Origin of the sequence: Enterococcus faecium (assembly GCF_029023785.1) — a bacterium.
Lineage (GTDB): Bacteria > Bacillota > Bacilli > Lactobacillales > Enterococcaceae > Enterococcus_B > Enterococcus_B faecium.
Genome location: NZ_CP118955.1, coordinates 1044576 through 1062338, shown reverse-complemented (window position 1 = coordinate 1062338; position 17763 = coordinate 1044576). Strand labels below are relative to the sequence as shown.

The 17763-nt window shown below is 38.9% G+C and carries 16 protein-coding genes; 3 read left to right on the top strand and 13 right to left on the bottom strand.

Annotated features, from left to right (window positions below; all coding sequences use genetic code 11):
* Positions 1 to 90 precede the first annotated feature (90 nt).
* Positions 91 to 1650 carry a ClC family H(+)/Cl(-) exchange transporter gene (locus tag PYW34_RS05030; protein WP_002334506.1) on the top strand — a complete coding sequence of 520 codons (1560 nt, stop codon included), beginning with the start codon at positions 91 to 93 and terminating at the stop codon, positions 1648 to 1650.
* A gap of 100 nt (positions 1651 to 1750) precedes the next feature.
* Here PYW34_RS05030 and PYW34_RS05025 read toward each other — a convergent pair whose 3' ends face one another.
* The 5 genes from PYW34_RS05025 to PYW34_RS05005 all read right to left on the bottom strand — a co-directional run bounded on the left by PYW34_RS05025 (position 1751) and on the right by PYW34_RS05005 (position 7068).
* Positions 1751 to 3682 (bottom strand): PTS fructose transporter subunit IIABC, encoded by a 1932-nt coding sequence (locus PYW34_RS05025; RefSeq protein WP_002295246.1) that lies wholly within the window; start codon positions 3680 to 3682, stop codon positions 1751 to 1753.
* A 17-nt stretch (positions 3683 to 3699) separates the two neighbouring features.
* Positions 3700 to 4614, bottom strand: a complete 915-nt coding sequence (gene pfkB, locus PYW34_RS05020) for a 1-phosphofructokinase (RefSeq protein ID WP_002288484.1) — start codon at positions 4612 to 4614, stop codon at positions 3700 to 3702.
* On the bottom strand, positions 4611 to 5363 hold the full coding sequence (locus PYW34_RS05015) for a DeoR/GlpR family DNA-binding transcription regulator (RefSeq protein ID WP_002288485.1): 753 nt from the start codon (positions 5361 to 5363) through the stop codon (positions 4611 to 4613). The genes pfkB and PYW34_RS05015 overlap by 4 nt, the downstream gene beginning before the upstream one ends.
* Before the next feature lie 156 nt (positions 5364 to 5519).
* A complete protein-coding gene (locus PYW34_RS05010) occupies positions 5520 to 5729 on the bottom strand; it encodes a hypothetical protein (RefSeq protein ID WP_002294422.1) in 210 nt (69 codons plus the stop codon).
* Between the two features lie 10 nt (positions 5730 to 5739).
* Entirely contained in the window at positions 5740 to 7068 is a 1329-nt protein-coding gene (locus tag PYW34_RS05005) for a hypothetical protein (RefSeq protein WP_002333059.1), read from the bottom strand.
* A 135-nt stretch (positions 7069 to 7203) separates the two neighbouring features.
* Between PYW34_RS05005 and PYW34_RS05000 the strand changes: the two genes are divergently transcribed.
* Positions 7204 to 7359, top strand: coding sequence for an SPJ_0845 family protein (locus PYW34_RS05000; RefSeq protein WP_002288488.1), 156 nt, complete (start codon positions 7204 to 7206; stop codon positions 7357 to 7359).
* 73 nt (positions 7360 to 7432) lie between these two features.
* Here PYW34_RS05000 and yihA read toward each other — a convergent pair whose 3' ends face one another.
* From yihA to PYW34_RS04965, 7 genes are all read right to left on the bottom strand, one after another.
* Positions 7433 to 8020: a ribosome biogenesis GTP-binding protein YihA/YsxC gene (yihA, locus tag PYW34_RS04995; protein WP_002288491.1), complete on the bottom strand. Its 588-nt coding sequence runs from the start codon at positions 8018 to 8020 to the stop codon at positions 7433 to 7435.
* An 82-nt stretch (positions 8021 to 8102) separates the two neighbouring features.
* On the bottom strand, positions 8103 to 9353 hold the full coding sequence (clpX, locus tag PYW34_RS04990) for an ATP-dependent Clp protease ATP-binding subunit ClpX (RefSeq protein ID WP_002294425.1): 1251 nt from the start codon (positions 9351 to 9353) through the stop codon (positions 8103 to 8105).
* Between the two features lie 246 nt (positions 9354 to 9599).
* The gene (gene tig, locus PYW34_RS04985) at positions 9600 to 10889 is read right to left on the bottom strand and encodes a trigger factor (protein ID WP_002292069.1); all 1290 of its coding nucleotides are present in this window, start codon (positions 10887 to 10889) and stop codon (positions 9600 to 9602) included.
* Positions 10890 to 11042: 153 nt separating this feature from the next.
* Positions 11043 to 11975, bottom strand: a complete 933-nt coding sequence (locus PYW34_RS04980) for a hypothetical protein (protein WP_002296313.1) — start codon at positions 11973 to 11975, stop codon at positions 11043 to 11045.
* Positions 11976 to 12131: 156 nt separating this feature from the next.
* Positions 12132 to 12791: an RDD family protein gene (locus PYW34_RS04975; protein WP_002294427.1), complete on the bottom strand. Its 660-nt coding sequence runs from the start codon at positions 12789 to 12791 to the stop codon at positions 12132 to 12134.
* Between the two features lie 2 nt (positions 12792 to 12793).
* The gene (gene sppA, locus PYW34_RS04970; protein ID WP_002333060.1) at positions 12794 to 13819 is read right to left on the bottom strand and encodes a signal peptide peptidase SppA; all 1026 of its coding nucleotides are present in this window, start codon (positions 13817 to 13819) and stop codon (positions 12794 to 12796) included.
* A 12-nt stretch (positions 13820 to 13831) separates the two neighbouring features.
* Positions 13832 to 14122 (bottom strand): hypothetical protein, encoded by a 291-nt coding sequence (locus tag PYW34_RS04965; RefSeq protein WP_002287827.1) that lies wholly within the window; start codon positions 14120 to 14122, stop codon positions 13832 to 13834.
* Positions 14123 to 14530: 408 nt separating this feature from the next.
* On the opposite strand from PYW34_RS04965, the gene glmS reads away from it, so the two are divergent.
* Complete coding sequence (gene glmS, locus PYW34_RS04960; protein ID WP_002300367.1) at positions 14531 to 16336, top strand: glutamine--fructose-6-phosphate transaminase (isomerizing); 1806 nt, start codon at positions 14531 to 14533, stop codon at positions 16334 to 16336.
* A 71-nt stretch (positions 16337 to 16407) separates the two neighbouring features.
* Here the strand turns inward: glmS and glmM are convergent, their stop codons facing one another.
* Complete coding sequence (glmM, locus tag PYW34_RS04955) at positions 16408 to 17763, bottom strand: phosphoglucosamine mutase (RefSeq protein WP_002287824.1); 1356 nt, start codon at positions 17761 to 17763, stop codon at positions 16408 to 16410.

The window sequence follows — 17763 nt, the reverse complement described above, 5'->3', positions numbered from 1 at the left end:
GCTAGTTCAAAATCATTTGTTTCTTTTTATGGATTTTTCCTTGTCAATTCGTTGATTTCGCGCTAAATTAAAAGAAAGCGAGGCGTTTGAATGGAAAAAAAAGGAAAAATCAAGAAATTAGATAAGACTCAGATATATTTTATTCTAAAAGGAATATTTGTTGGACTGCTGACAGGAATCGTCGTTAGCCTGTTTCGATTATCTATCGAAAAGCTAAGCGATTTAGTTCGAAGTATCTATGAAATGAGTCGGGAACAGCCGATTTACTTAATTGGCGTAGCTATTTGCTGCATCCTTGCAGCATTTTTCGTGGGTTATCTGGTCAAAAATGAACCGGATATCAAGGGAAGCGGGATTCCACAAGTAGAGGGACAGCTTCGCGGGGAATTATCAATGAACTGGTTCTCTGTTTTATGGAAAAAGTTCATTGGCGGTGTACTTTCAGTTGGTGCGGGCCTTTTTCTAGGTAGAGAAGGACCTTCTATACAGCTTGGCGCATCCATTGGACAAGGAGCTGGACAATTGTTTCGGAGTCCATCTTCAGAAGAAAAGATTTTAATTTCTAGCGGTGCAAGTAGCGGACTTGCAGCAGCATTCAATGCTCCTATCGCAGGATTACTCTTTGTTTTAGAAGAAATCCATCACTCCTTTTCTCCATTTGTTTGGCTGACATCATTTGCTTCAGCAATCACTGCTAACTTCGTCTCTCTTTACTTTTTCGGCTTGAGACCTGTTTTATATCTAGGTGATCTTCCTTCTTTGCCGTTGAAATATTATGGTTCTTTAGTGGGATTAGGAGTACTTCTAGGCGTCTTAGGTTTTATTTATCAGAAGGTCTTGCTGGCTTTGCCAAAATTTTACAACCGATTGCCTTTACCAGCTTATTTTCACGGGTTCGTTCCTTTCTTGCTGATTTTGCCAATTGGTTATTTATGGCCTAATACTCTAGGCGGAGGCAATCAAATTGTTTTAGCTTTTGGACATGCTTCCTTGCCAATCATTATGATTATCGGTTTGTTTGTTCTTCGATTCGTTTTTTCCATGATTTCTTACGGTGGTGGTCTTCCAGGGGGGATTTTCCTTCCGATATTGACATTGGGGGCTTTAATCGGTAGCTTTTATGGAAACATTATGGTTGATTTCGGGATGGATCCAATCTACATCAAGGATTTTGTCGTTATTGCCATGGCTGGTTATTTCACAGCGATTGGAAAAGCACCGCTGACAGCAATTATTTTAGTGACAGAAATGGTTGGCTCTCTTAATCATCTGATGCCTTTAGGATTGGCTGCTCTTGTTGCTTATATCGTCAATGACCTTCTCGGCGGGAATCCAATTTACGAATCATTATTGGAACGTCTACTTGGAAATACTCAGACCGCCTCACTAAAAGGTGCAAGGACAACTTTTGATTTTCCAGTAACGGCAGAGAGTTCTTTAGACGGATTAATGGTACGAGACTTCAATTGGCCTAAAAATATGCTGCTAATCTCTATACGCAGAGGAAATCAGGAAATCTTGACTCACGGTGATACGATCATGAATGTAGGAGATATTTTGGTTATCTTGACTGATGAAGCAAACTTGCCAAGAATCAAGCAGGAAATCGAGGCTAAATCTTCTATCACAAATTTGAAGCAATCATTTTAACGAACATGGAAAAACTATTTTACAACAACTATTCATCTACACTACTTGATTCTATAAAAAAAGAAGAGGCTGGGGTTTCCCAGTCTCTTCTTTTTTATTTCTATGCTTCTGCTGCTGCAGGAGCTTTTCTCAATAAACCATAAATCACACCAGATACGACTGCTCCGATAGCAATAAACACCAAATACATGACCGGGTGACTCAGTAAGAATACAACGAAAATCCCGCCGTGAGGAGCCAGTAATTTGATCCCGAAAGCTCCGACTAATCCGCCAGTTAAAGCAGAACCAATAATAAAACTTGGAATGGCACGAATCGGGTCAGCTGCTGCAAATGGAATCGATCCTTCCGTGACAAACGATAGTCCCATCACGATGTTCGTCAAACCAGCATCTTGATCTGTTTTGCTGAATTTATTCTTAAACAAACGTGTAGCAACGAAAATTGCCAATGGAGGTACCATTCCTCCAGCCATAACAGAAGCCATCACGACACTTCCGCCAGTTGCAACAGTCGTAGCTAAAGTTGCTGTACCAAACACATAAGCAGCTTTGTTGATTGGACCGCCTAAATCTGCCGCCATCATTCCAGCTAATAATGCACCAAGTAAAGCAGCATTCGAACCACTCATACTTGTCAAGAAACCGTTCAATGCATCATTGATTGCTTTCATAGGGACATTGACCAGCAACATCAAGAAACCAGTAATCAGTAAGCCAAACACTGGATAAAAGAGGATCGTTTTAATTCCATCCAATGATTTTGGTAAGTTCTTGAATAATTTACGTAAAAATACGATGACATAACCAGCTAAGAATCCACCAATCAGTGCACCTAAGAATCCTGCACCGCCTGTATTAGCTAATGCACCAGCAGCAAATCCAACGATCAAACCAGGGCGGTCACCGATACTTGAAGCAATAAATCCTGCTAATACCGGCAGCATGAAACCAAATGCAGCTTGTCCGATTTGGTTGAACCAGCTAGCAGCTTGATTGTAATTCCCTAGATTTGATAATTGATCATGTGGCACGCCAATAAATTGGTCGATCATGAAAGAAAGCGCAATAGCGATTCCTCCACCAATAACGAAAGGTAACATGTGTGATACGCCGTTCATCAAATCTTTGTAAATTCTTTGTCCGATAGTACCATCCGCATTTCCTTCTTCTGAACTGCTTTCTTTTCCATCACCATGGAATACTGGTGCAGTACCACTAAGGGCTAGATTGATCAGCTCTTCTGGTTTACGGATACCATCACTGACAGGACGATTGATCAGTTCTTTTCCGTCAAAGCGATTCATCTCTACTTTTTTGTCTGCTGCAACGATTACACCTTCTGCACGGGCGATGTCTTCAGCAGTCAATCGGTTTTTGATTCCTTCTGAACCGTTCGTTTCGACTTTGATCTCCACACCCATTTCTTTCGCTTTTTTCTTCAGAGCATCTTCTGCCATGTAAGTGTGAGCGATCCCTGTTGGACAAGCTGTAACGGCAACAATGAATTTTCTTTCTGGATGAGCAGAAGCTTCTGCAGCTTGTGTTTCTTGTTCTGCTTTTTCTTCTGCTTCTTTTTGCTCTTCAGCTGTTTGGAACAAGTCTTGGACTTCTTCTGGTGTATTTGCTTCTTTTAATTTTCCTACGAAATCTGCATCAATCAGCAATCGAGATAGTGCTGCTAATGCTTGCAAATGTGTGTCGTTTGCGCCTTCTGGAGCTGCGATCATGAAAAACAGATAAGTTGGCTGTCCGTCTAAGGCTTCATAATCTACTCCTTTTTGGCTTTTTGCGAATAAAACTGTTGCTTCTTTAACTGCACTGTTTTTCGCGTGAGGCATGGCGATTCCATCACCAAGACCTGTAGAAGTTTGTGCTTCGCGGGCTAGAATTCCTTCTTTATATGTTTCGATATCGGAAATCCGGCCGGCATCAAACATTTTTTGGACCATTTCATCGATTGCGCCTTTTTTATCAGTCGCTTGCAAATCCATGATCATCGCTTCTTTGACCATTAAATCCTTGATATTCATGATTATCCTCCTTGAAACTAATCAATTTTTGTGATTTCAACTTCTGGCAGCAACTCATCAATCAATTCGCGAGCTGCCAAGTCATCAGAAAAAGCTGTTGCGCTTCCGCAAGCAACTCCCCATTTAAAGGCTTCGATTGGATCTTTCGTACGGCTGTAAGCCCCAATAAAGCCGGCAATCATTGAATCCCCTGCACCTACTGAATTTTTCAATGGGCGAACTAATACATTCGTTTTATAAGTTCCTTGTTCCGTGAAGAGCAAAGCACCGTCTCCAGCCATTGAGATCAGCACATTCTGTGCCCCTTCAGCTAGCAATTTTTTACCATACGGAATGATTTCTTCTACAGATTGGAAGGTTGTATTGTAAAGCTCAGCTAATTCGTGATTGTTTGGTTTGATCAACAATGGTTTCTTAACAAGTGCATTTTTTAGGTCATCACCTGTTGTATCAATCACGAAATCTGCACCTTTTTCTCGAATGATATCAATCAGTTCTTGATAAAATCCTTTTCGCAGGCTAGCCGGCGCGCTTCCTGACAATACGACGATATCTCCTTGTCCTACTGTTCCTAATGCTTGCTTCAACTCATCGATTTCTTCATCTGAAATAGATGGGCCCAAACCGTTAATTTCAGTTTCAGTATCTGATTTTAGTTTGATATTGATTCTTGTATCTTCTTTTACGGTTGTGAACAAAGACTGGATTTGTTCTTTTTCAAGCCACTTCGAAATAAATTCGCCAGTGAACCCTCCTAAAAACCCTAGTGCTGTAGATTGAGAATCGATCCGTTTCAAAATACGGGAAACATTGATCCCTTTTCCTCCAGGTAACTTGAAGTCTTCCTTCATTCGGTTCAAATCGCCTAGTTTTAACCCATCTACGCGTACGATATAATCAATTGATGGATTAAGTGTTACTGTGTAAATCATTGTATTGCCTCCTTAATTGTTGTCTTTTCACGGAATTCATTAACGAATTCTAATGGACAACGCTCGGTTATGATCGTGGCTGCTTCCAAAGGTGCAACAGAGGTGAAGGACAACTGGTTGAATTTGGTATGATCAATCAATACAAATGTCTCTTCGGAATTTTTCATGGCTAAACGTTTAACAGCTGCCTCTTCTGGATCCGGAGTCGTGAATCCTTGTTCAAGATGGGCACCGTTCATTCCCATAAATGCTTTATTAAAATGAAAATTTTTTAGTTGTTCTATCGCATTAGATCCTAAAACAGCATTAGTTGCCAGCTTGATCGTTCCACCTAAAATAATGGTAGCAAGCTCCAAATCAACTAAATTTGCCGCATGTTGAACGGAATTTGTCACTACTGTGATCTGTTTTCCTTGCAGAAAAGGAATCATTTCTAACGTAGTAGAGCCAGCGTCTAAATAAATGACATCTTCGTCATTAATGGTTTCAGCTGCCGATTTGGCGATTTGCTGTTTTTCGTGAACGTTTTTGAGTGATTTTTCACTCATATTCTGCTCAAAATTCAATAATTGCTCTTTCTTAGCTCCGCCATGAACTCTTTCTAGAAACCCACTATTCTCCAGCTCTTGTAAATCACGTCTTATCGTTGATTCAGAAGCATTCAAAAGGTTTACAAGATCTTGTGATTTCACGATTTTCTGCTGTTCAAGCAAGTCTAGGATTTTTTGTCTGCGTTCCTCTGTAAGCATTTTCACGATCACCTCAATACAAATAATAGCATATTTTTTTTCTACTCGCAATATAAATCAGTCAAAAACGTTCATAAAAATTATAAATCAGTCAAAAAAATAAAAAACCAGTCAAAAAGACTGGTTTTTTATTTTTTTGTCTATCATCAAGCCGTTTTATCGTTTTTTATTTTCGCTTCTTGTTTTTTTCATATAAACAGAAGCAGGTTTTCTTTCCTTATGAAGAAGATAATAATAAAGTCCCATCCCGCCAAACATGACCAAAAAACCGATGACTGATCGAATAGGAAAATTAGGAACAAAAAAGAGACAGACGGATAATAATGATGCCGGAACCATTATTCGATAATAGAGTTGTTTATCCATTTTCTTCACCTCATATTTTTTGTAAAGTAATCAATTGTTCTAATTCTCGGTAATCTAAAAATTGCACACGCAGATGCTGCTCACCTTTCTTGACATCGAATTGGATACTTCGCCGCTTTTTCTTTATTCGTTTGAAGGTAACATCAGAGAGTCTATGTTTGATTTCCTTTAACGGTAATTCTGACAGGGATTCTGAAGGAACATAGATTCTTAAGGATAAAAGATACTCTTGATATTTTTCATCTGTTACCTCTACTTCTAGATATTCCCTAATATAATAACAATAAGCTTCGATTCCATTATCCAAAGCAACAGTCGGATCGATAACTTTATAGCACATCATGCGCGAGCGATTCTCGTCAACCCAAGGAAAATACGCCTGAGCATTTAGTGTTCCGCGAACACGCCTTTCTTTATAATCTCCTTGTTGAATATCATAACTTTTTGTTACAAAAAATGAAGCATTCTTTTTAGGAACAAGTTGCATTTGTGCATTCTGATACTGGACAGATTGGATCGTATGGTCAGTGTAAATGTATTCAACGAATGGCGGTTTCAATAAACCGACACCATTGTCCCAAGCAAGATGATCAAACCCAAGCTGGTCCCTAAAATAGGACTGAAACATTTGATTGTTTGGCTTTTGCCAGTTAAAGGGGTCTCGATAAAGCTGGATACATATGACTTCGTTTTCTAATCCCTTCACTTTTTCTACTTGTTGGATGTCGAGAAAAATCGGTTTAGGGATGATTTGATGATAATAGCGACTATAATACATTTCCCAACACGAAGTGAAACATAAACCTTGGTAAAAAAGATCGTATCCTGGAAATTGGTTGCAATCGACTACTACTTCCCCGTTTTGTTGTTTCATTTTAGGTAAATGTTCGATTTCATCCTTTTTCTCAAACAATAGCCGTTGAGAGATCTGTTTTGTATTGTGATAGATAAACTCGCTATAAGCTCGCATATAGGCGAACACCCCATGAGCAATCATTTTTTTCTGAATGAAGTCTCGAATCAAAAATTGCTTTTCTTTGAAAACAGAGATAGACAATACATTTTTTATCAATAATTGATTATCTTCCAAGCGAAAACTACATTCGTTCTCGTCATTTCCTACAACTAACCAACTTTCGTCTCTTACCGATGCTAGCATTATTTTTTCTTGAAGCTTTCGAAGATCATACGGATCCGCTTGTTGTGTGAAAGAGCGGATAAATGTTGGCTGGATCAACAGACGTGTCAAAATAGCCCAATCGCTTATTTCCTGTTTTTTTTCTTCTTCATTTAAGTCTGTGAGCTGGATAGTCATCAATAATTTATCTTCGCCAATCATTTTCTCACCTCTTTCAAATCTTTTTATAATTTAATTATAACCAATGATAAAGAAAAACTAAAACTTTATGTCTTAGAAACCAATTTGGACGATTACATGATAGACTAAGTAAAAAGAAACAAAGAGGTGTTTACAATGGGGTTGAAATTTGAACGTACAGATAATTTAGATAAACTTTTCGAATCATTTGCTGTCGATCCGGAAAAAACAGTTGCACCAAAAGAAGAGATCGATCGATTTCTAAAACCACAGCCACAAAATGAAAAGAAAAAAGACAAGAAACAAAAGTAAGTTAAGCTCAAAAAAAGACTTACCAGCCAAACTTTTATGAAAGAGTTTGACTGGTAAGTCTTTTTTATTCTTTTTATGATTCAATTGCTTGTTCGATTGCTGCCCACGCTTCTTCTTTTCCCTGTTTTGTAACGGAAGAAAAGAGAATAAACGTGTCATTGCGATCAAAATCCAACGCTTTTTTGATTTCGCTCTCATGCTTGTTCCATTTACCACGAGGGATCTTATCTGCCTTAGTGGCAACAACAATTACAGGGATATCATAATACTTCAAAAATTGATACATCTGGATATCTTCTTGAGAAGGCTTATGACGCAAATCTACTAAAGAAACGACCGCACGTAGCTGGTCTCTAGTCGTTAAATATGTCTCGATCATCTTTCCCCATTTTGCTCGCTCAGTTTTGGATACTTTTGCATACCCATATCCCGGAACATCGACAAAATGTAATGCGTTCTCGATCAAATAAAAATTCAATGTCTGGGTCTTTCCTGGCTTACCGGAAGTACGGGCTAAATTCTTTCGATCAATCAATGTGTTGATAAAAGAAGATTTCCCTACATTTGATCGTCCTGCCAGAGCTATTTCTGGCAATTGTGTATCTGGATATTGTTTTGGTGCCACTGCACTTATGATAATTTCAGCTTGATGGACTTTCATGGTCTCTCTCCTTAACAAGGTGATGAATAAAGCAAGCGGCTGTCGCAAAAGCCAAAATGACTTTTACGGCAGCCTCTTTTCATCAACCCGCTTTTTTCTCTGAATCTTTATAGATTACTGTTGGCTCACCAGACAATTCAGCTGCTTCTTTTGTGATAATCACTTTTTCGATGTTTTCATTTGAAGGGATATCAAACATCACATCCATCATGATTTCTTCAATGATGGAACGAAGTCCTCGAGCACCGGTATTGCGTTCGATTGCTTTTTTCGCAATGGCTCTCAACGCTTCAGGTTCAAATTCAAGTTCGGTATTATCTAGAGAAAGAAGTTTTTGATATTGTTTGACTAGCGCATTTTTCGGCTCAGTCAAGATCCGTACCAGATCATCTGTTGTCAATTTCTCTAAAGCTGCCATAACAGGTAATCGTCCGATAAACTCAGGGATCAATCCGAATTTTAGTAAATCTTCAGGAATGATATGCTGCATGACACTTTCGTCTTCAGAAAGTTTTTGGTTTTGTGTACCAAATCCAATCGTCTTTTCGCCCATACGATTCTTCACAATCGTTTCGATGCCATCAAATGCACCACCTACGATGAACAATATGTTCGTCGTATCAATCTGAATAAATTCTTGATGTGGATGTTTACGTCCTCCCTGAGGTGGCACGCTTGCAACAGTTCCTTCTAGAATTTTCAGCAAGGCTTGTTGGACACCTTCGCCGGAAACGTCACGAGTAATAGATACATTTTCGCTTTTACGCGCAATTTTATCGATCTCATCAATATAGATGATCCCTTTTTCTGCACGTTCCACATTGTAATCAGCAGATTGAAGCAATTTAAGCAAAATGTTTTCTACATCTTCCCCCACATAACCAGCTTCTGTCAAACTTGTCGCATCTGCGATTGCAAAAGGTACATTCAATGTTTTTGCTAATGTTTGTGCTAAAAATGTTTTACCAGACCCTGTAGGTCCGATCAAGCAGATATTGCTTTTTTGCAGTTCAACATCATCTGTGTTTTCTTGTGCTTGCTGATTGACACGTTTATAGTGATTGTATACGGCAACAGCTAACGAGCGTTTTGCGCGATCTTGTCCAATCACGTAGTTATTCAATACTTCAAGAATTTCTAGTGGTTTAGGGACTTCAGTGAATTCGCGTACAGCTTCTTCATAAAATTCTTCATCAATGATTTCTTTACATAGGTCGATACATTCATTACAGATGTAGACCCCTGGACCAGCTACGATCTTTTTCACTTCTTCTTGGGTTTTCCCGCAAAAAGAACAGCGTACGGTCTCATTGCTACTTGGATTGTCATACATGGTCTTCACCCCTTAACTTGCAAAAAGTATGCAAGAAACTATCAAAGACTTTACAGTCTTTTACTATCATAACATAGTTTAGTAAAAAGAAAAAGTGTTTAACAAAGGATCAACTGACCTATACCTTTGCATTTTTTACTCTTAACAAAAAATAAGGAACTGTGACAAAATCGTGTCACAGTCCCTTATTTCGAATAAACAATTTTCTAGAAGTAGCTTCTTCAGAAATGATTTATTACTTGATTTCTATTCTTTCGCTTCTGTCGCTGTACCTGTGATCAATTCGATTGCTTTTTTCATTGTCACATCATGTTCCAGCATATCTTCTGTCAACACGCGTTTGATTTGTTCGATTGGCATGTTGTATGTTTCTGATAATTCTTGGATTTCTGCATTGATTTCTTCTTCTGTTGCTTGAAGATTTTCAGCAGCTGCAATTGCTTCGATCACAAGATTTGTTCTTGTGCGCATTTCTGCTTCACCTTCGAATTGTTTATGCAAGTCTTCTTCTGTAGAACCAGTTAATTGATAGTACATTTCAGGAGAGATACCTTGACGTTGCATGTTGTTCAAGAATTCGTCCATTGAACGATGTACTTCATCATGAACCATCACGTGTGGCAATTCAACGATTTCTGCGTTTTCAACAGCCATACGGATCGCTGCTTCATCTTTTGCATCGTCCGCTGCTTTTTCTTTTGTTTCTACTAATTCTTTGCGATATTTTTCTTTCAATTCGTCTAATGTTGATACTTCGTCATCAACATCTTTTGCGAATTCGTCATCTAATTCAGGCACTTCTTTTGCTTTTACTTCATGGATTGTCACTTTGAAGACTGCTTCTTTTCCAGCAAGATCTTCTGCTTGATAATCTTCTGGGAAAGTTACATTTACATCTAGACTTTCACCTGATTTATGACCAACTAATTGATCTTCAAAACCTGGAATGAATGAGCCTGAACCTAATTCAAGTGAGTAATTTTCGCCTTTTCCGCCATCAAACGCTTCGCCATCTACAAAGCCTTCGAAGTCGATTACTACTGTATCGCCATTTTCAGCTGCAGCATCTTCTTTGATAACTAATTCAGCTTGTGCTTCTTGTTCACGTTTGATACGTGCATCCACGTCTGCATCTGTTACTTCACGGTCTTGTTTTTCAACAACTAGATCTTTATATTGTCCTAATTTTACTTCTGGTTTCACTGTTACTTCAGCAGTGATTACCCAGTCTTGACCTTTTTCCATGCTTTCAACATCGATTTTTGGTTGAGAAACAGGATCGATGCCAGCTTCTTTGACAGCAGCTTCATAAGCTTCTGGTAATACAGCATTCAATGCATCTTCATATAAAGCTTCTTCACCGTACATACGGTTGAATACTTGACGAGAAACTTTCCCTTTACGGAATCCAGGTACGTTCAAGCTTTTTTTCACTTTATTAAACGCAGTTGTTAATCCTTTTTGGATTTCGTCTTGCGCAATCGTAAATTTTAAAACACCATCATTCGTGCCTTTTTTTTCAAATGTTGCAGTCATTTAATTCCCTCCGAGTTTAGAAATTCATTTTATACATCAAAAACGTTTCATGCATACCTTTAAATAGTACACTAACCCTTTCAAATTGTAAACATATTGAATGGATAGAATCCTTGTTTTTCATAACATTTTTATCTTTTTCACTGATAAAATCTAATGGAAGAAGATCATTTGCTGCAAAATTTTTTCTCTTTTTTTTAAAAAATCTTGTTTTTCATCTTCTGTACCTTCATACATCGTTTTTCCTGTACACGCCTCTACAGTCAGTTGAAACCAGCGCTTCGGGTCTTCGATATATGTATCATAGACAGGATAAACAATTGCAGATTGCAACGTGAATTCTTCTTTTAACACGGAACTAAGCAGCGCATCTTCATTCCCGTAACGATCTGAAAATACACATAATTGCTGGTAACTTGCCTGCTGCTGCGGCTTTGGCAGATCTTTTGGTATGACTTTGACTAACTTTTCTTCAATCGTCAAATAGAAAACAGGATGGCATTCGTTCAATTGCCTAAGTGTCTCCAGTAATTTTGCCCTTGCTAAAATATGGACCTCTGGCGATACAATAAGTTTACTCGCTGTTTGGATAAACTCATGATAAGGAAGCTGTTCGATCTCATCAATAGACGCAAGCTGACGTGCAGGTTCCAACGAAGGAAGTTCCTCCGATTTATTGTGGAGTGCCTTGATCTTCTGCCTCTCCATTTGTCCGGATAATTCTTCTGCAAATTGGATTTTTTCAATGACCCGCTGCTCGAAAGCTTCATAAAAATCTGTACTTGCTATCAATTTTCTAGCATATAAAAAATCTTGTGTACTGATTAACAAGTCAAAATAAAATTCAGCAAACTCCTCATTTTGAAGATACTGTTTTTCATGCAAGAGTGCTTGCTTCAATGCTTCTTTTTTCTCGTCCAACTCGTAAAGACAAAAAACAAGCAGGCTATTAGCCTCAAAGCTTTCTTTCAACTCGTAAGCTCGTTGAAATAATTCTTTTGCCTGCTGATATTGCTGGTTTGCTAGTGCTTGTTGTGCTACTCGCATTAAATTCTCATATTTTTCTGGAAAATCAATCGGCTTCACGCAGTGTCCTCCTCTTGCTCATGTTCAGCTCATGTTCAATAGTAGCAAAACAAAAAAAGCATGACAATTAAAAATAACTGAAGCACCCTCTAAAAGCTAGATTTTAGATCTGACTTTTAGAAGGTGCTTTCAACTGTTACTGCTTTTTATTGCTCATCAGCTGTTGACTTCCTGGTTGAATGCTTTGATCAGATTGATCGTAACAACACTTGTATTAGTGAAAAAATCGCCCAGATGTTGCTTTTTCTGATTAAAGATTGCTGGAAGATACCCTAACATCAGCAAAGGAAATTTTAGAATGAACCGGCAAGCACCTTCTCTAACTAAAACGGTTGACCAGCTAAGTTCTTCTTCATCAAAGCTGATGACTCGAATACCAAAGATCATTTTCCCAATCGTTTGGCCATGATTGAATTTCGTCAATAAAATAAAATACGCTAGATAAATAAGTAAAGCTGTGAATCCGTAGAGACTCAGATAAGAATCTGAAAAATTAAGCCAACCTAGATTTTTGGCAATACCAAGTGTTAAACGCGTAATAGCTCCGATACACAAAAGATCGACCAAGAAAGCAAACATTCGGATAAAAAAACCTGCATAGAAATACTTAGGAAAATCATTTGCTTTCGGCGGTTCATTTCTTGTGTCCGTATACTTTTTCCATTTACGTTGTTTCTTTTTGATTTCTTCGGGCGTCAAAGGCTCTCTTTCAAAAGAGCTCAGTACCTTTTGGGAAAAGTTGGAGTCAGGTCCTACAGCAGGCTGCTGTTGCTTATCTTTTTCTTGTTCCTTATTTTCATTTGAAAGCTCTGACATGCTTACTCACCTCCGTAATAATACATTGCTTTTGGTGATTCCGCTGTCCCTAGATTCTCAAGAACGGATAAGATCTGACTAGTCTCAGAAGGCTTCAATCCCTGGAATTCTGCTAGTTTACTTCCTAACCATGTACTAGCAAACCCAGATGGCGCGGAAGAATATTCTACTAGTTCCGCATCTTCAAGCTGTTGTTCCTTTCGCATAGCTTTTAAAGCATCTTCAGGAAATCCCAATTCATCGACTAAACCTACTTCTTTTGCTTGGACACCATCATAAATCCTTCCATCAGCAATTTTTTTGACTTCTTCTTCAGATTTATTCCGTCCCTCGCTGACGATTGCTACAAAACGACTATATGCGCTGTCGATATATGCTTGAAGCACCGTTTCTTCTTCTTTTGTCTCTGGTCGCGTTCCTGAACCCATATCTTTCAATGCTCCGCTTTTAACTGTTGTATCTTCCACACCCAGTTTTTCTAGAAGTCCTGAATAATTCAATCCTGACATGATCACACCAATTGAGCCGGTCACTGTTTCTTCTGTTGCAAAGATTTTATCTGCTTGAGCAGAAATATAGTAGCCACCGCTAGCTGCCATGTTTTTCATGCTGACATACATTGGGATATCATGTTCTTTACGAATCGTATCCAATTTCTTAGCGATTTCCGCACTTTCGTAGACACCGCCACCAGGAGAATTTACTTCTAAAAAGATACCTTTGACTGTTGGATCTTCTTCAATCGCCTTCAGTTGTTCCATAAAATTTTTATGATTGTAACCTTCAGAAGCAAATAAACCTGAAGACCCTCCCGCAGCAATCGTTCCATCTACTGATAATTTTACGATTTTTTGCGTACTGTCTCCCTCTTCCAACACATTTGGAGCTAGTTCTTCATCCCCATATAACCAACTGTTCAATCCCTCAATTTGATCGTTTTCCTGAGGCTTAGTCAAACTAGCTGAAACTAACGAAACCACAAATAATCCTGCAGCAATCAGAACTGCTGCCCAACGTCTTTTATTCATTCTTTCTCCTTTCTAATACAAGTTTTTTATGACGATCACAGTTTCTGACTGCTCAGAAGTGTCGAACCGCTCTGCTTTTTCTTCCCGCGCATACCCGGAAAACGACTCTTTTGTCAATTCATCTTCTACCGTAAACTCACGAGCTTGAGCAACTTCCAAGGCATCAGGTGCGATTTCTTGGATGCTATCCCAGCCAGTATCTAAAAATATTTTCGTATCATCTGATACACCAGCTGATGCTTCGAATTTGGACAATTGTTTTTTTAACATTCCCAGTGTCATGATCTCAATTTTTGAATCCATTTTTACTCCTCCTCTATCCGATTACTTTCTATTGTACCGAACTCCTGAAAAAGATGATAGATAAAAACCCATTATTTTTTGACATAAAAAGAGCATTTGACAAAGCATTTGATATATACCAATTTATTTTTTATTCTTTTTTTGTTGACAAGAACATTCGCAAAAGGTTATGATTTTAAATGTTTCCAGATAAAAAACAAAAAGGAGGATAGTTATACCTTTTAGGATAGCGCCAGGTCTGTGTAAACAGATGACGAGGAGAGGGTTTATCGAAAGATTCGGCGGATGGCCCTAGGGACTGCACTCTACAGAAAATCCACAAAAAGTATCTGCAAAGATAAAACAAAAGGATTTTCCTGCAGCTGGAAGCATTCATACGAATTCATTATAGAAAGTAGGATGTTTTTTATGTGCGGAATTGTTGGAATGATTGGTTTAAAAAATGTAACACCAGGATTGATTGACGGTCTAGAAAAATTAGAATACCGTGGTTATGATTCAGCTGGTATCTTTGTCTCAGATGGCACAACTGATTATCTGGTCAAAGCACAAGGCAGAATTCAAAATTTGAAAAACAAAATAAATATTGATACTACAGGAAATATAGGTATTGGTCATACACGTTGGGCAACTCACGGGCAACCTTCTGAAGAAAACGCCCATCCACATACTTCCCAAAGTGGACGCTTCGTGCTCGTTCACAACGGCGTAATCGAAAACTTTGAAGAACTTAAAATTGCTTATTTAGCAAATGACCACTTTATTGGTGAGACCGATACTGAGATTATCGCTCATCTAATTGAAACTTTCGCGAAGGATACTACAACGCAAGAGGCGTTTTTGAAAGCTTTGCGGGTCATCAAAGGTTCTTACGCTTTCGCTTTGATTGATCGGACAGCACCTGATGTTATTTACGTCGCTAAAAATAAAAGTCCACTATTAATCGGACTCGGCGATGGATTCAATGTGATTGCCAGCGATGCAATGGCTATGCTTGCTCATACGAAGGAATTCGTTGAGATTGAAGATAAAGAGATGGTTACTGTCACATCAGAAAAAGTTATTATTCAAAATTTTGCAGGTGACATCGTAGAACGTTCTTCATTCGAAGCACAAGTAGATGCTTCAGATATCGAGAAAGGTACCTATCCTTTTTATATGCTGAAAGAAATCGACGAACAGCCTATTATCATGCGTCGTATCGCTCAAAAATACGTAACAGAAGACAATCGTGTCTCTCTTGATCAAAAGCTGGTCGATACATTGTCTGATAGCGATCGAATCTATATCGTTGCTTGCGGAACTAGTTACCATGCGGGGTTAGCAGGTAAACAGACTTTGGAAAAATTGACACAGATCCCTGTTGAGGTTCATTTAGCCAGTGAATTTGGCTATAACACACCTCTTCTTTCAAAAAAACCATTCTTTATTTTCTTGAGTCAAAGTGGCGAAACAGCAGATAGCCGCCAAGTTCTGGTAAAAATCAACCGTCTCGGCTACCCTTCACTTACGATTACAAATGTTGCTGGTTCTACTCTTTCGCGGGAAGCATCCTTTACACTGCTATTGCATGCTGGACCCGAAATCGCAGTAGCATCAACGAAAGCTTATACTGCACAAATAGCTGTACTAACTTTATTAGCCAAAGCTATCGGTGATAAAAAAGAATTTGAAACTTCTCTTGTATTCGATATCACTCATGAATTGAGTTTAGTTGCTAATGCGATGGAATCGGTCATTGCCCAAAAAGATTATTTAGAAGAGTTGGCAGAAGTATATCTCAGCGATACAAGAAATGCCTTTTACATTGGACGTGGCGCTGACTACAACGTTTCTCTTGAAGCTGCTTTGAAATTGAAAGAAATCAGTTATATCCAGGCAGAAGGTTTTGCCGCTGGCGAATTGAAACATGGAACGATTGCTTTGATCGAAGAAGGAACACCAGTGATCGGAATCATCAGTGAAGAAGTGACTGGTGCGCATACTCGAGGAAACCTGAAAGAAGTCGAAAGCCGTGGCGCTAAAACATTAGTTATTGTCTCAGAGGGATTAGAAAAGGAAAGTGACCAGCTGGTGCTACCAACTGTCCACCCTTATCTAACTACTCTAACGACAGTCGTACCGACTCAATTACTTGCATATTACGCAACGCTATTACGGGGATTCGACGTTGACAAACCACGTAATTTAGCGAAATCAGTGACAGTAGAATAATAAAAGAACAAGGACCAGTGTCAGACATCTGACACTGGTCCTTGTTCTTTTATTTTTTATGAAAATATCTCTTAATCCAGTCCAATTTCTTCTTTGACTACTGCTGCGATTTTATCGACATAGTAATTGACTTTCTCATCAGTAGGCGCTTCTGCCATCACTCGAAGTAATGGTTCTGTACCGGAAGGACGAACTAGGATTCTTCCTTCTGATCCCATTTCAGCTTCTGCCTCTTCAATCACTTTTTTGATTGCCGGAACATCCATCGCACCGTTTTTATCACTTACGCGGATATTCACTAATTTTTGCGGATAGATTGTTACCTCTGCTGCAAGCTCTGATAATTTCTTACCTGTCTGTTTCATGATATTCAGTAACTGAATTCCTGAAAGCATCCCATCTCCAGTTGTGTTAAAATCTAAGAAAATCATGTGCCCAGACTGCTCGCCGCCAAAGTTATAATCGTTTTTGCGCATTTCTTCTACAACGTAACGATCACCAACTTGTGTAACGACATCTTTCAAACCGATTCCTTCCACCGCTTTGTGGAATCCTAAGTTACTCATGACAGTCGTAACGATCGTATCTTTTTTCAACCGATTTTTTTCTGCCAAATATTTAGCACAGATAAACATAATTTTATCACCGTCGACGATGTTTCCAAGTTCATCCACCGCAATAATACGATCGCCATCGCCATCGAAAGCTAGTCCAGCATCTGCTCCTTTTTCAACGACCATCTCAGCTAAACGTTCTGGATGGGTAGAGCCTACGCCGTCATTGATATTTAACCCGTCTGGATTTGTGCCCATTGTATAAAAATCTGTTTCAAGATCGGCAAACAAACGATTAACACTTGTTGAAGTTGCTCCGTTTGCTGCATCGACACAAATGGTCAAACCGGAAAGGTCACCGTTGATCGTTTGTACAAGGAATTGAGAATATTTCAATAAGCCTTCTGGAAATTCTTCTACAGTTCCCAATCCTTCAGCTGATGGACGAGGCAATTCATCCACTTCAGCATCTAATAATGCTTCAATTTCTAGCTCTTGGTCATCTACTAATTTAAAACCATCTGCACCGAAAAATTTGATTCCATTATCTTGTGCTGGATTATGAGAAGCAGAAATCATGACCCCTGCGCTTGCTTTTTGCAAACGTGTCAGATAAGCAACACCTGGTGTAGAGATCACACCTAGCTGGAACACTTCGATACCCACCGATAAAAGTCCTGAAATCAGCGCTTCTTCTAACATTTGACCTGAGATTCTTGTATCCCGCCCTACTAACACGCGTGGGCGTTTTCCTTCTTCTTCATGCTGGCTTAGGACATAACCTCCGCACCGTCCCAGCTTAAATGCAAGTTCTGGCGTAAGTTCCTTGTTGGCTTCACCGCGTACGCCGTCTGTTCCAAAATATTTACCCAT

Excerpts from the sequence above, each read along its gene's own strand:
- glmS (WP_002300367.1), top strand. The coding sequence starts at position 14,531 with ATGTGCGGAATTGTTGGAATGATTGGTTTAAAAAATGTAACACCAGGA.
- PYW34_RS04975 (WP_002294427.1), bottom strand. The coding sequence starts at position 12,791 with ATGTCAGAGCTTTCAAATGAAAATAAGGAACAAGAAAAAGATAAGCAA.
- PYW34_RS05015 (WP_002288485.1), bottom strand. The coding sequence starts at position 5,363 with ATGCTTACAGAGGAACGCAGACAAAAAATCCTAGACTTGCTTGAACAG.
- tig (WP_002292069.1), bottom strand. The coding sequence starts at position 10,889 with ATGACTGCAACATTTGAAAAAAAAGGCACGAATGATGGTGTTTTAAAA.
- glmM (WP_002287824.1), bottom strand. The coding sequence starts at position 17,763 with ATGGGTAAATATTTTGGAACAGACGGCGTACGCGGTGAAGCCAACAAG.
- PYW34_RS05005 (WP_002333059.1), bottom strand. The coding sequence starts at position 7,068 with ATGATTGGCGAAGATAAATTATTGATGACTATCCAGCTCACAGACTTA.
- PYW34_RS05030 (WP_002334506.1), top strand. The coding sequence starts at position 91 with ATGGAAAAAAAAGGAAAAATCAAGAAATTAGATAAGACTCAGATATAT.
- sppA (WP_002333060.1), bottom strand. The coding sequence starts at position 13,819 with ATGAATAAAAGACGTTGGGCAGCAGTTCTGATTGCTGCAGGATTATTT.
- yihA (WP_002288491.1), bottom strand. The coding sequence starts at position 8,020 with ATGAAAGTCCATCAAGCTGAAATTATCATAAGTGCAGTGGCACCAAAA.
- PYW34_RS05000 (WP_002288488.1), top strand. The coding sequence starts at position 7,204 with ATGGGGTTGAAATTTGAACGTACAGATAATTTAGATAAACTTTTCGAA.
- PYW34_RS05010 (WP_002294422.1), bottom strand. The coding sequence starts at position 5,729 with ATGGATAAACAACTCTATTATCGAATAATGGTTCCGGCATCATTATTA.
- PYW34_RS05025 (WP_002295246.1), bottom strand. The coding sequence starts at position 3,682 with ATGAATATCAAGGATTTAATGGTCAAAGAAGCGATGATCATGGATTTG.
- pfkB (WP_002288484.1), bottom strand. The coding sequence starts at position 4,614 with ATGATTTACACAGTAACACTTAATCCATCAATTGATTATATCGTACGC.
- PYW34_RS04965 (WP_002287827.1), bottom strand. The coding sequence starts at position 14,122 with ATGGATTCAAAAATTGAGATCATGACACTGGGAATGTTAAAAAAACAA.
- clpX (WP_002294425.1), bottom strand. The coding sequence starts at position 9,353 with ATGTATGACAATCCAAGTAGCAATGAGACCGTACGCTGTTCTTTTTGC.